This window comes from Myxococcus sp. CA051A (assembly GCF_013336705.1).
Taxonomy (GTDB): Bacteria; Myxococcota; Myxococcia; order Myxococcales; family Myxococcaceae; genus Myxococcus; species Myxococcus llanfairpwllgwyngyllgogerychwyrndrobwllllantysiliogogogochensis.
This window is the reverse complement of record NZ_JABUMS010000002.1, coordinates 736,482-749,704: the sequence shown is the minus strand read 5'-3', so window position 1 is coordinate 749,704 and position 13,223 is coordinate 736,482. Positions and strand designations below refer to the sequence as shown.

The 13,223-nt window shown below is 70.7% G+C and carries 8 protein-coding genes; 5 read left to right on the top strand and 3 right to left on the bottom strand.

Annotation, left to right across the window (positions count from 1 at the left end):
- The first annotated feature begins 76 nt into the window (after positions 1-76).
- A complete protein-coding gene (locus tag HUA74_RS08475) occupies positions 77-946 on the top strand; it encodes a calcium-binding protein (protein WP_174454100.1) in 870 nt (289 codons plus the stop codon).
- Between the two features lie 131 nt (positions 947-1,077).
- On the opposite strand, the gene HUA74_RS08470 is transcribed toward HUA74_RS08475, so the two are convergent.
- Positions 1,078-1,920 carry an immunity 52 family protein gene (locus HUA74_RS08470; protein ID WP_371817215.1) on the bottom strand — a complete coding sequence of 281 codons (843 nt, stop codon included), beginning with the start codon at positions 1,918-1,920 and terminating at the stop codon, positions 1,078-1,080.
- 399 nt (positions 1,921-2,319) lie between these two features.
- On the opposite strand from HUA74_RS08470, the gene HUA74_RS08465 reads away from it, so the two are divergent.
- On the top strand, positions 2,320-3,231 hold the full coding sequence (locus HUA74_RS08465) for a lipid kinase (RefSeq protein ID WP_254614205.1): 912 nt from the start codon (positions 2,320-2,322) through the stop codon (positions 3,229-3,231).
- A gap of 52 nt (positions 3,232-3,283) precedes the next feature.
- A complete protein-coding gene (locus HUA74_RS08460) occupies positions 3,284-6,166 on the top strand; it encodes a carboxypeptidase regulatory-like domain-containing protein (RefSeq protein ID WP_174454099.1) in 2,883 nt (960 codons plus the stop codon).
- 284 nt (positions 6,167-6,450) lie between these two features.
- Here the strand turns inward: HUA74_RS08460 and hrcA are convergent, their stop codons facing one another.
- Positions 6,451-7,482, bottom strand: coding sequence for a heat-inducible transcriptional repressor HrcA (gene hrcA, locus HUA74_RS08455; protein WP_141646294.1), 1,032 nt, complete (start codon positions 7,480-7,482; stop codon positions 6,451-6,453).
- A 285-nt stretch (positions 7,483-7,767) separates the two neighbouring features.
- Between hrcA and yedA the strand changes: the two genes are divergently transcribed.
- Both yedA and HUA74_RS08445 read left to right on the top strand, forming a co-directional pair.
- Positions 7,768-8,721 carry a drug/metabolite exporter YedA gene (yedA, locus tag HUA74_RS08450; RefSeq protein ID WP_371817214.1) on the top strand — a complete coding sequence of 318 codons (954 nt, stop codon included), beginning with the start codon at positions 7,768-7,770 and terminating at the stop codon, positions 8,719-8,721.
- Between the two features lie 171 nt (positions 8,722-8,892).
- Entirely contained in the window at positions 8,893-11,184 is a 2,292-nt protein-coding gene (locus tag HUA74_RS08445; RefSeq protein ID WP_174454097.1) for a hypothetical protein, read from the top strand.
- 26 nt (positions 11,185-11,210) lie between these two features.
- On the opposite strand, the gene HUA74_RS08440 is transcribed toward HUA74_RS08445, so the two are convergent.
- Positions 11,211-13,196, bottom strand: coding sequence for a PAS domain S-box protein (locus HUA74_RS08440; RefSeq protein ID WP_174454096.1), 1,986 nt, complete (start codon positions 13,194-13,196; stop codon positions 11,211-11,213).
- Positions 13,197-13,223: the final 27 nt, after the last annotated feature.

Here is a 13,223-nt window from a genome sequence, read left to right as displayed (position 1 = left end):
GCAACTTCTTCCGACGCACCGGGTTTCAGCAAAGCGAGGCCGGACACCGCCGCACTTCGAACCTGGAGCCATCCCCATGAAACGAGTCACCGCTCACCGTCGCATCCTCGCCGCCGCGCTGTGTTTCACCCTGCCCTTCGGGCTCACCGCCTGCGGCGATGACGTACCAGACGAGACCACTCGGTACGTGGGCGAGGCCGCGTCGTATCTCACCGCAGCCGAGGAGGACGGCGCGCTGGGCGCGGACGCGGTGGCGGACACGGACGCGACACAGCAGGGGGCCATGGCCGACGAAGACGTGAGTGGCCTGGAGATGGAGCCCACCGACGACGGGAAGGCGTGCGACTTCAGCGAGCACCGGCGGACGGTGATGGCGAAGTACGACGACGACGGGGATGGCGCGCTGAACGCGCGGGAGCTGCGCGAGCTGAAGGCGGACGTGGGTGAGCGGCGCGACACCTTGCGTCCCCGGCTGGCGCAGCTGGGCCGCCGCGCGCGGCACTGGGCCTTCTGGCGCGTGCGCTGGGCCTTCGACGAGAACGGCGACGGCGTACTGTCCGCCGAGGAGCGCACCGCGCTGGTGGACGCCATGGAGGCGCGCTGCCAGCGCCTGCGCACCGAGCGCCTGGAGCAGCACGACACCAACGGGGACGGGACACTGGACGAGGCGGAGCGGCAGGCGGCGCGGGAGGCTCGGCGCGCCCGCTGGGAGGCCCGGCGCCAGGAGCGGCTGGGCACGTACGACGCGAATGACAACGGTGTGCTCGATGCGGGTGAGCGTGTCGCGCTGAGGCAGGACCGGGTGGAGGCCGCCCAGGAGCGCCGGGCGACACTGCTGGCCACGTACGACACCAACGGTGACGGCCGCCTGAGCACGGAGGAGGCCCTCCCGCTGCGTCAGGACATCCAGCGCCGCATCATCGAAGGACGCGACGCGGAGGGCTGAACCTCTGCACGAGACAACCCAATTCCGAGGCAGGAGCGCCCTGACCCGCGACTTTTCTGGGAGTCTTGGACCTCCGCCGTCCCGCCCGCGTTGAGGAGCCGAGCAGCGGGCGACTCGGCTCCCCCACTCTTCTACGGTGGGGGCTGAAGCGGCTTCACGAGCCCGGCCCGCGCCAGCAGCTCCCGCACGCGCCTCGACAGCGCCACGTGCTCCGGGTTGGCCACCGTGAAGCGTTCCGGCGTCAGAACGATGAGCGTACCCTTGTCCTCGACCGGCTCAACGCGCACGGGAGCGGGAAGCGGGGGCACCGTGCCCCATTGACGGGCGAGGTACGTCACCCAGCCCACCCAAATGTCGGCTTTGCCTTCTTCATCGTCCATATCCCGGTGCGCACGAGACATGACCACCGCCCAGTCAGGCTCCCAGGCCACCGCCATGGCGCGCACCACTTCGGTCAGCACGGATGCCGCGAGGATTCGCTCCGCGTTCTTCCCCGGGTAGGGAAGTGACAGTAAGCATGCATTGTCGGTGCTGCATCCGACGTAGCCCCCGCACTGCATTCTCACTGAGACAAAGTTTGAGCCGGCGCCGTCGTTGTATGCCGAGACGGTCCAACCCAACTCTTCAATGGGGGGCCCGCCGGAATCTCGGTTGACGCCGCGCCGGAACGCCTCCGTCAAGGTGGGGAGGTCAGGGGGCATGAGGGGGATTTTCCGTCCCTTTCGCGGCTTGGGAAGCTTGTTCCAGTGCGCCAGCAGGGGGTCACACGCGGCCAGCATGTTGAGGAAGGTCGCTGCTCGTCGGGCGCACTCCTCTGGGGATTCCCGTCTCGGCCCCCAGTGGGCACCCGCGTAGTAGGTCTCAGGGTGGGCCCTGGGCGCGGATTGAACGGTCATGATTCGCTCTTCTGAGGGTACCAGGGGGCGTGCCAGGGTGTGGATGGCGGTGATCTCCTTGTCGCCATCGAACTTCACGCCACCGCTGTTCCTGCCCACGCCACCCACCCAGGAGGCGTCATCGTAGGAGTGTCCTGAAATCTGTTCCTGGTACGCCCGAGCACGAGGGGACACGCCCTTGCTCGCGTGGGGCCATACAGGGGCAAAGGCCGTGGGGTGAAAAGGCTCGCGACCGCTGAGGATTGCGAACCCTTTCAAGTGGACGCGGAGGGCTGAACCCTCGCCTCCCAGCTCGCCCCCCGTGTCCCCGGGGATGTCACATGACCGCTGTCTTTCGGTCCTCTTCCCCCGGAGACCGCTGGCCCCTTCGGCTCCGCGTGCACACCTTTTCCGGCACGCAGCAAGGAGGAGGTCCCCCTGGAACCCGCGCTCATCGAGCCTCCACGCCGGCTGGCCCCGGACGACGGGCCGGCGGCCCTGGTGGTCAACACGCAGTCCCGCTCGGGCAGGGAGGCCTATTCGCTCGCCCGGGACGCCCTCGCCTCGCGGGGCGTCATCCTGACGGAGAGCCACGCGCTGTCGAAAAGCGGACGGCTGCGCCGAGTGCTGGAGCAGATGCTGGCGCGCGGCACTCGCCGCATCCTCGTCGGGGGCGGAGACGGAACGCTGAGCGGCGCGGTGGCACATCTGCTGGGGCGCGACGTGACGCTGGGCGTGCTGCCGCTGGGCACCGGCAACGACTTCGCTCGCTCCCTGGGCATCCCTCCCGACGTGGAGTCCGCGTGTGACGTCATCGCGAAGGGCTATGCGGCGCGCGTGGACGTGGGGCTCGCCAACGGACGACCCTTCCTCAACGCGGCGAGCCTGGGCCTGGCCGCCGCGATTGCCCGGCGACTGACGAAGCGCCTGAAGCAGCGCGCGGGCAGGCTGGCCTATCCGGTGGCCGCCGCCGCCGAGGCGAAGGACCTGCGGCCCTTCCGCATCCGCATCAAGGCGGATGAACAGGAACTGGAACTGGATGTGCTCCAGCTCGTGGTGGGCAATGGGCGCTACCACGGCGCGGGCAACATGGTGGCGCCCGATGCGCGCCTGGATGACCGACGACTGCATGTCTATGCCGTCGCCGCGCCCTCCTCGACCTCCGGCAGGGACGGCACGGGCCTGGGCCAGCTCCAGGACCTGGCCACGCTCGCGCGCGTGGCGCTGTCGGTGCGCTCCGGGGAGCACGGGGAGAACCCCGCCGTCACCTCGCTGCTCGCCGTGCGGCTGTATGTGGAGGCCACGCCTCCGCAGGAAGTGAACGCGGACGGAGAGCTCGTCGGCATGACGCCCATGCGCTTCGAGGTGGCCCCCGCGGCCCTGCGCGTCTACGCGCCCGCGCCCTCCTGAATTCCGAAATGACCCAGGCTGTCCTAGGCTGGCGTCCTCCCGAGGACGAGCCATGCGCCTGCGGTCCCAACGTCCCATCTTCTTCGCCGCCCTCCTCGCCATCGGCGCGGTGTTGTTGCTCTGGTTCCGCGTCCCGAGGCCCGGCACGCCCTCCGACCCGGCGCCCTCCGCGCCTCGCGAGACGCAAGCCTCCTCCAGCGGCGGTGGCGTCACCGCCCGCGCCGAGTCCGTGTCCGCCGCGGTTCGCGACGAGCCCGCGGCCCCCGACGAAGGCGCCTTCGTGGTGCGCGTGGTGGGCGCGTCCGGTCCGGTTGCGGGCGCGAACGTGCGGGCCTGGCGCAAACAGTCGAAGGACCTCGTCGATGCGGCGGCGTCCTCCTGGCGGCTCGCGGCCGAGGGCACCACGGGCGAGGACGGCACGCTGCGGCTGCCCACCCGGCCGGGCGACTACCTGCTGTCCGCGCACGCCGAGGGCCATGCTCCCGCGCGGCGCGAGGCGACGCGACCCGCGGGTGAAGCGGAGACATCCGTCGAGCTGACGCTGAGCGCGGGCGTGACACTCCAGGGTCGCACGGTGGCGGAGAACGGCGGTGAGCCGGTGCCGCTGGCGGAGGTGACGCTGCATCCGTACCCGGGCGCCGCCATCGCCTGGGCGGAGCCCGCGGCGATTGCCGAGGAAGCCGTGACGGCGACGAGTGACGAGCGCGGCCAGTTCCAGTTCACCGGACTGGCTCCAGGCCGCTATGGCCTCACGGCCGAGGCGCCGGGCTTCAGCCGCCGCACGCTGCGCTTCCTCCACGTGCCCCAGCAGGGAGAGCTGGTGGTGGGGTTGTGGGGCGCGGGCACGCTGGAGGGCTTCGTGGTGGACGGGAAGGGCCAGCCCGTCACCGGCGCGCAGGTGACGGCCTCGGGAGGAAGAGCGCCCGTGAGCACCACTTCGAGCGAAGGCGGCGGCTTCGCGCTCGAGGTCGGCGGTGGTGACTGGGTGCTGTCCGCGCGACATGGCGACGCGGTGGGCCGCGTGCCCGGCACGCTGTTCGTGGCGCCGGGCGAGACGTTGCGCGGCCTCACCGTGGCGCTGGGCTCGACGAGCGGACTGACCGGACAGGTGAGGTCTACCGGCGATGAGGCTCCGGTGCGCGGCGCGGTGCTGGTGGTCAGCCCCACGGGAGCCGACGGTGAGCTGGCGCGCACCACGTCCGGAGGCGAGGGCATCTACCGGCTGGGCCTGCCTCCCGGTGAGTACGACGTGCAGGTCCACGCTCCGGGCTTCGCCAGCGCCACGCATGACGGCGTGGTGGTGTCCGAGGGTGCCCACGCGACGCTCGACGTGAAGCTGGAGCCGGCCACCGCCGAGGTCGAGGGCGTGGTGGTCAACCCCCAGGGTCAGCCGGTGGCGGGCGCGGAGGTGCGAGCCCAGCCGCCGCGCAACGGCGGGGGCGCGGCGGCCACCACGCGCACGGACTCACAGGGTGCGTACACGCTGAGCGGGCTGGTGCCCGGACGGACGTCGGTGCGCGCGCGGCGCGATGGCTCGCAGGGATGGACCAGCCGCACGGAGACCTTGAAGGCCGGCACGCGCACGCGCGTGGACCTGACGCTGACCGAGTCCGGCATGGTCCAGGGCGTGGTGACGCAGTCCTCGGGCAAGCCCCTGTCCGAGCCCGCGGTGGTGCGCGCGGTGCCACGCGGCGCGCCCGGCGGCACCTCCGACCTGGCGTGGGCGGAGACGGACGCGGCGGGGCTGTACGAGTTGGAGCTGCCGGCGGGCGTGTACCAGCTCACCGCCGTGCTGCCCCGCGCACGCTTCATCTACTTCCAGGATGACGACCCCAGCGTGACGGTGCAGGCGGGGAGCGCCGTGCAGCAGGACCTGGTGCTGGTGGAGGAGCGCGGCATCTCCGGCACGGTGCGCGAGCCCTCTGGAGCGCCCAGCCCCTTCGCCGTCGTGGCCGCGGTGCAGGGGGGAGACATGCCCTTCACCATGCGCGTGCAGGCGGACGAGAACGGAACGTTCGCCATTCCCACGCGGCCGTCGGGTGCGCCGCCGCTGCAGGAGCTGGCGGCCCACAACGGGGGGCGCGTGGTGAGGGTGCCCTCGGTGCGCGAGGGCCAGGGGTTGATGGACCTGCGCCTGAAGCCCGCGGCCCACCTGCGCGGCCGGGTGGTGGCGCGCGGTGGAGCGGTGCCCGCGGGCTTCACGTTGAGGCTGACGGAGGACAACGGCGAGGAGCTTCCATGGGAGCCCCTGGCGCCGTCCACGCGGCGCTTCAGCGGAGACACCTTCGAGATGAGGGATGCGCCCGGGCAGGTGGTGAAGGTGCATGTCCAGACGCAGGACGGGCGCACCGGTTCGGCGAGGGTGGCACTGGAGCCGGGCGGCAGCGCGAACGTGGAGGTGTCCCTCTCGACGGGAGGCGCGGCCTCCATCATCGGGCGCGCGGTGTGGAGCCGGGGTGGTGGTCCGGCCGCGGGTGTGGCGGTGTTCCTGGACCGCGCGGTGACGGCCAGGCCTGACACCGTCACCGGCGTGGACGGCCGCTTCCATCTGGACGAGGTCCGACCCGGTCCGCACACCGTGAGGCTGATGCCGCCCGAGGGTCGCGTGGAGACGCACTCCGTGAAGGTGACGGAGGCGGAGACCTCGGACCTGGGCGACGTGACGGTGTCCCCGCGCCGCGCGACTCCAGGCACCGTGGGCGCGGGCTTCAGCGAGGAGCGCGGTCAGGTGGCCGTGGCGTGGCTGACGCCGGATGGGCCCGCCGCGCGCGCGGGTGTGGCGGTGGGTGACCGGTTGCTCGCGGTGGACGGGCTCGTCGTGCGCGACAGGTCGGAAGCGGAGGCGCGCACCCGAGGCGCTCCCGGTACACCCGTGCGCCTCCAGGTACGGCGCGAAGGCGGAGAGCGCGAGCTGCAGGCCACTCGCGCGGAGTGAGGCGGGCCGCACCTCCTCGCCACGCACCGGCACCTGCGCGGTGCGTTCACCAGCACCACCGCGCGGTGGCACTCCATCCGCGAGGAGTGAGGCGGGCCGCACCTTCTCGCCACGCGCGACGGCTCCTGCACGGTGCCTCGCACCACCAGCATCGCGCGGTGGCACTCCATCCGCGCGGAGTGAGGCGGGCTGCACATTCGGTCGCACGCGCGACAGCACTTGCGCGGTGCGGTTCACCAGCGGAATCACGTGGGGGGGCTCCCCTCCGCGCGACGCGATGCCGGCTACACCTTCTCCAGCACGCGCGACAGCACCTGCGCGGTGAAGTTCACCAGCGGAATCACGCGGCGGTAGTCCATCCGCGTGGGGCCGATGACGCCCACCGTGCCGAGCACCTGCTCCTGGTTGCCGTAGGGGCTGGCGATGACAGACACATCACCCGCGGCGGAGAAGTCGCTCTCCGCGCCGATGAAGATCTGCATCTCGTTGGCGCGCTGCACCTGGTCCAGCAGCGACAGCAGACGGTGCTTCTCGTCCAGCGTCTTGAAGAGCGCGCGCATGCGCTCCACGTCCGCGAACTCCGGCTGCTCCAGGAACGAGTTGGTGCCCTGGATGAGCACGCGCTCCGTCGTCGGCAGGTCCGTGGCCGCGGCCCCCAGCTTGAGCGCCTTGGCCGTCATCGCGTTGTAGAGCGCCTGCTCCTGGTCCATCTCCGAGCGGATGCGCTCACGCGCCTCCTCCAGCGGAACCTCGTGCAGGAGCTCCGACAGGTAGTTGCTCGCCCGCATCAGCTCGTCCGAGGTGATGGGGAAGTCGACAGTGATGGCCTTGTTGTGCACCTGCCCGCTCTGCCCCACCAGGATGGCGAGCACCCGGTCCTCGCGCAGACGGACGAACTCGATGCGACGGAACACCGCGGACTCGGGCCGAGGCGTCACGACGACGCCCGCGTGCCGCGTCAGCGAATGCAGGAGGCGACTGGCATCCCCCAACACCTCTTCCAGATTCGCGTCGTGGAAGAGGCCCGCGTGGATGAGCTCCCTGTCTCGCGGCGTGGGGTCCTTCAGCTTGACCAGCGTGTCCACGTAGAAGCGATAACCCGCGTCAGTGGGCACCCGGCCCGCGGAGGTGTGCGGCTTCTCCAGGAACCCCAGCTCCTCCAGATCCGCCAGCACGTTGCGCATCGTGGCCGAGGAGACCTCGAACCCAGGCCGGCGAGCGAGCTGCTGGCTCCCTACCGGCCCGCCCGTGGAGATGTACTCCTGCACCACGGCCCGGAGGACTTCCTTCTCGCGTTCACCCAGCTCTTCGGACATCCAGGGGCTCTCACTCTGAAGCATGCGGCCAGCCACCGCGCCGCGAGCGCTCCACGAGACCCAAGTGTAAGAAAGCCTGTCCGTGGGTTCAATCCACGTCGGAAGGAGACATGCGGCCGAAGGGTGGTCCCCGCCCTCGCACCACCCACCAGGGAGCCAGGCGGGCGCCGCCGCATCCAACCTGGCGCGCACTCGCACTGTACCGCCCGACGACTCCACCGACTGTGGGGTACGGCAATGCGTACATGGCCCGTGGGGAGGTCGGACGCTACAAGCCGCGCCACCGTGTCCGCCTCGTCCGCCGCCTCGTCCCTGTCCACGCCTTCCACTCCCGCCCTCTCCCCCGTCGCGTCCCCTGTCGCCGGTGACGCGCTCCAGTCGGGTGCCTCGCGCGGCCGCATCCTGCTGTGCCTCGTGACGCTGTACCTCGTTTGGGGCTCCACCTATCTGGCCATCCGCTGGGTACTCCAGGGTGGCATGACGCCATTCCTCGCATCAGGAACGCGCTTCCTGCTGGCGGGAGCGCTGTTGTTCGGCGCGATGTGGCTCAAGGGCTCGCCGGTGCCGACCGCGCGACAGTGGGGCTCCAGCGCGGTGGTGGGACTGCTGCTCTTGGGTGTGGGCAACGGCGGGCTCGTGTTCGCGCAGCAGTGGGTGCCCTCCGGCGTGGCGGCGCTGGTGGTGGGCAGCCTGCCCATGTGGTCGGCGCTGTTCGGTGGACTGTTCGGCCAGTGGCCCGGAAAGCTGGAGCGCTGGGGACTGGCGGTGGGGTTCGGCGGCATCGTCCTGCTGAACCTCGGGGGCGAGCTGGGCGGGAGTGGGTGGGCCACGCTGGCCCTGCTGGTGTCGCCGATGAGCTGGGCGCTGGGCTCCGTGCTCGGACGCCGCATGCCGATGCCCCAGGGGATGATGGCGCCCGCGGCGCAGATGCTGTGCGGTGGCGCGCTGATGCTGACCTTCGGGCTCCTGCGTGGCGAGCACCTGACGGCCATGCCGGATGCGCGCGCGTTCGCGGCCTTCGCGTACCTGGTCACCTTCGGCTCGCTGGTGGGCTACACCGTTTACGGCTACCTGATGCGGCACACGAGCCCCTCGGTGGCCACCAGCTACGCGTACGTCAATCCGGTGGTGGCGGTGCTCCTGGGCGTCGTGTTCGCGGGCGAGTCGATGAGCCCCCTGTCGTGGGTCGCCATGGCCGCGATTCTGGGCGCCGTCGTGCTGCTGACCCGCAAGCGCTGAGCACCTCGCGCGGACGCATCACCAGGAATGTCTGGCGTCAGCGAAGACCACTCGCGGAAGACCACTCGCGGACCCTGCGTGCTCGGAGGTCCGCACGTCGCGTGACACCCCGGACGAGAAGGGGCAGACGGCGCTTGACGCTGGTGCCCTCCCTCGCTGTTTAACGGGGGGATGGAATCCATCCGCGCGCTCTGTCTCGCATGGCTGCTGGTGGGTGGCCTCGCCGCCGCCGCGCCCGTCGTCCAGGTGCCCGAGGGCGGCGCCGGCGTGCCGGTGGTCTCGAAGGGTGTCGTCTGTGGCCCGCTGCGAGCGGGCTGGACGCTGGCGTCGGACAGTCGGACCCTGCGGCCTCCGCAGCGGGTGGAGCAGGACGACGCGCGCATCCAGGAGTTGAAGGTGGCGTCGTCGGTGGGGCAGTGCGAGACGACCGAGGAGCGCGTCACCGTCATCGCCACCGGCCCCTTTCCGCGCGTGGACGCGGCGGCGACGAACTTCTTTCCGGACGAGGGCCGCGTGGAGCTGCGCGGCGCGGGGCTGGACCACGTGGGCATCTCCTGGAGCGGGACGCCCCGGGGTGAGTCCCAGCCCCAGCTCATCGAGGGACAGGACCGGTGCCTGGCGCCCTCGACGGAGCGGGGGCCGGCGAGCTGCACGGTGCCCGTGGCGCGAGGGCTGCCCACGGACGCGGCGCTCTACTGGACACCGCCCCATGGTCGGCATGGACCGGATGTCACGACGTACGACGCGTCTGGCAACGTGGTGGACCCGGAGACGTTCCGGCTTCGCCCCGGGCGCGTGGTGCTGACCCAGCCGCTCATCCAGTCGGGCGGCGTGGATGTGTCGCGAGGGCCGGGCTCGGTGGCGCTGAGCCACTCGGAGGCGCTGGCGTCGGTGGACTGCGGGCCGGTGCGCTGCGAGGTGAACGAGGGCACGGTGTCGCTGCGCAACGTGCCGGGCGTGGACGTGAGCGTGACGCTGCGCCTGCGCCTGGCGCCGCGCATCTACTTCGCGCGCGGCGAGGTGCTGGAGCAGGTGCTGCTGGAGACGCTCCCCGTGCTGGCGTGTCCGCTCACGGCCGTGGAGGGCACGGTGCTGCGCGACGCGGAGAACGCGGCGATGGTGGTGCGGCTGGACACGTCATGCCAGCACGACCCGCGCAAGCTGTTGTGGTCGATGAACGACCAGCGGGCGAGGGTGGAGCGCGTGGTGAAGGCGCAGGACGGCGTCTATGTGTTGCTGCGCACGGGAGGCACGTCCGAGCAGCAGGTGACGGTCATCGCGCAGACCTCGCGGGTGGAGGGCTCGGTGGTGGCGTCGGATACGACGAAGACGCAGCCGCTGCCCGTGCCGCGCGCGTCGCTGGAGCTGTCGGACCAGGGGGCCATCGACTTCATCCCCATCAACCGACCTGCGGAGCTCATCGTGGCCTCGAGCGGAGAGCAGGGGCGCTTCGTTCCGCGCCCTGTGGCCGGGGCCTACAGCATCATCTCGCGGGACGGGACGACCTATGTGCAGGGCGAGCCCACCGCGGGCGGCTTCGTGTCGCTGCGCTTCGGCTATCAGGTGTCCACGCTGCCGGGGGAGCTGGCGACGGCGGACCTGTTCGTCGTCAACGAGCGGGTGCAGCGCTCGGTGCGCGAGGCCAGCGTGCCCATCCGCATCGAGAGCGTGGTGGAGCTGGTGTGCGCGGACAAGGAGGGCAAGGACCAGGTGCTGGAGCCCAGCCGTCCGCACCGAATCAACTACGAGATGCGCAACTCATGTCGGGTCATCATCCACCGGGAGCGGCTCAAGCCCGAGCAGGGCACACAGGAAATCGTGCTGCGCATCGACGTCACCAAGGCGGACGGCTCGGCGCGAGGGGAGAGCCACGTGGAGCAGCGGATGTTGCTGCGGCCGCAGGGCGAGGCCCGGACCATTCCCGTGCCGGGGCAGCTGGCGCAGTTCGACCGGATTCTCGTCCAGGTGTCGCTGGTGGCGGACGAGTCGCGGTACGCGCTGAGCACGTCGGACCGCTCGGGGCTGCCGTCGGCGCAATGGACGGCCATCGTCAGGGGAGGGCGCTTCCGGCTGTACACGACGGCGACGATTCCGGCGGGCCTCTACCGGGCGACGGAGCCCAGCGGGCAGCTCATCCTCAACTTCGGCGTGGTGTCGCGACTGGCGCTCTTGAACAACGAGGGACAGGAGCGGCTCCTGGGCATCGAGATGGGGCTGATGGGCATGGGGTTGATTCCCCAGTCCGGCGACATCGAGTTCCCCCCGACGCTGGCGGTGGTGCTGGGGCTCAGCTTGCGCGTGCCCATTGGACCGGGAGCGGCGGTGGGGGCACAGGCGTGGGTGGCGCGCGAGTTCCGGGACGACATCACCCGCCGCTCCGACGGCTCCGTCGTCCCCTCCAGCCGCTGGTCCTTCATCTTCGGGCCCAGCATCTCCGTGGGCAACGTGGGCTTCAATCTCTGACGCCGCGCTCGCGCGCCGGCGCCCTGTCAGCTCGCGGTGCGCGTGCCGTGCTCGTGATGCACGCCGACTCCGGGGGACTCCGTCTCACGGGGCAGCCAGACGTTGAACGTGGACCCCTGGCCCGGCACGCCCTGGGACTCCACCCAGATGCGTCCGCCGTGCTGTTCGACGATGCCCTGGCTGATGGTGAGCCCCAACCCCAGGCCGCCGTACTTGCTGCCGTGCGCGCGCCCGAAGCGCTCGAAGATGAGCGCCTGCTTGTCCTTGGGAATCCCCACGCCGCTGTCCTTCACGGACAGGTGCACCCCTTCCTTCCCCTCGCGCACCAGCCGCACCAGCACCGCCCCACCCTCCGGTGAGTAGCGGATGGCGTTGGACAAGAGGTTCGTCAGCACCTGGTCCAACCGACCCCGGTCCCACGTCCCCTCCAGGTGCTCCGGCGCCTCCACCTGGATTTCATGCCCCTGCGACAACACCGCCATGCGGTCCCGCGTCTCCTGCACCAGCTGGCCCAGGTCGAACTTCTCCAGCTCCAGCGACAGCCGCCCCGCCTGCAGCCGACTGATGTCCAGCAGGTCCTCCACCAGCTTCGCCATCCGGTCGATTTGCCGGTTGATGATTTTCAGCGACTTGCCCGGCCCCGCTTCCGTCTCGCCGCCCAGCTTCAAGAGCGCCAGATGCGCGTGCCCCTTGGCCGCCGCCAGCGGCGTGCGCAGCTCGTGGCTCGCCGCCGCGAGGAACGCGTCCTTCGCCTCGCTCGCCAGCCGCAGCGCGGTTTCCGCGCGCTGACGCTCGGTGATATCGCGCGCCACGGAGATGAACCGCCCCCCGGGCCCCTCCGCCGCGGACACGAACTGGAGCACCACCTCCACCGGCACCTCGGTGCCATCCCTGCGCCGGTGCGTCGTCGAGTACGTCTGGCTGGGCAACGTCCCACTCACCAACGGCGCCAGCAGCTTGCGGAACCCCGCCTCGTCGAACGCGCTCTCCACCTCCAGCACCGACAACCCCACCAGCTCGTCCGTGCTGCTCGACAGCTGCTTGGCCGCGCCCGCGTTGGCGTACGTGAGCGTCAGCGAGTCCGGCGAGAACATCAGGACGCAGTCCAACGTCGCGTCCAGCGTCATCTTGAAGCGCCCCAGCGCCTCCTCCGCCCGCCGCTTGTCGTCGATGTCCGTGGCCACGGCAATCCAGCCCACCACGTGCCCGGACTCGTCCCGCTCCGGCACCGCGCGCGCCAGGTGCCAGCGATACACGCCGTCGAAACGCCGCAGCCGGAACTCACGCTCCACCCGCTGGCTGGAGCGGATGGCCGTCTCCCACGCCGAGCGCATCTCCTCCCGGTCCACCGGGTGCACGAACTCCAGGAACGTGCCCAACGACAGCGGATGCTCCTCGTGGATGCCCGTGTAGTCGCGCCCCGCCCGGTTGGCGTAGGTGAACGAGCCGTCCGCCCGCGCCGCCCACATCACCTCCGGCAAGGACTCCGTGAGCCGCCGGTAGCGCAGCTCGCTCTGCCGCTCCACCGCCTCGCGCTCGCGCTGGCGCAACATCGCCGCCTGCCGCTGGATTTGTTGTTCCTTGAGGAACAAATCCACGAAGACGCTGACCTTCGAGCGGAGGATTTCCGGGTCGAAGGGCTTGAGCAGGTAGTCCACCGCGCCGTGCGCATAACCCTTGAAGATGTGGGCCGCGTCGCGGCTGAGCGCGGTGAGGAAGATGATGGGAATGGTGCGCGTGCGCTCCCGCTGCTTGATGAGCGTGGCCGTCTGGAAGCCGTCCAGGCCCGGCATCTGCACGTCCATCAGGATGACGGCGAAGTCGCGCTGAAGCAGGAACTTGAGCGCCTCCTCGCCACTGGTCGCTTTGACAAGCTCCTGCCCCAACGGCTCGAGGATGGCCTCCAGCGCCAGCAGGTTGGACGGGTGGTCGTCCACCATCAGGATGCTCGCCCGGGGACGGCTTGCGCCGTCCTGGAGGCGTTCGGCGGAGATGTGTTCGCTAGGCGTCATTGAAATAGGAGCAAGGTATGCCCCGAC

What these genes read in the sequence shown, in the direction of transcription:
- HUA74_RS08475 (WP_174454100.1), top strand. Translation starts at nt 77, where the DNA reads ATGAAACGAGTCACCGCTCACCGTCGCATCCTCGCCGCCGCGCTGTGT.
- HUA74_RS08460 (WP_174454099.1), top strand. Translation starts at nt 3,284, where the DNA reads ATGCGCCTGCGGTCCCAACGTCCCATCTTCTTCGCCGCCCTCCTCGCC.
- hrcA (WP_141646294.1), bottom strand. Translation starts at nt 7,482, where the DNA reads ATGTCCGAAGAGCTGGGTGAACGCGAGAAGGAAGTCCTCCGGGCCGTG.
- HUA74_RS08445 (WP_174454097.1), top strand. Translation starts at nt 8,893, where the DNA reads ATGGAATCCATCCGCGCGCTCTGTCTCGCATGGCTGCTGGTGGGTGGC.
- HUA74_RS08440 (WP_174454096.1), bottom strand. Translation starts at nt 13,196, where the DNA reads ATGACGCCTAGCGAACACATCTCCGCCGAACGCCTCCAGGACGGCGCA.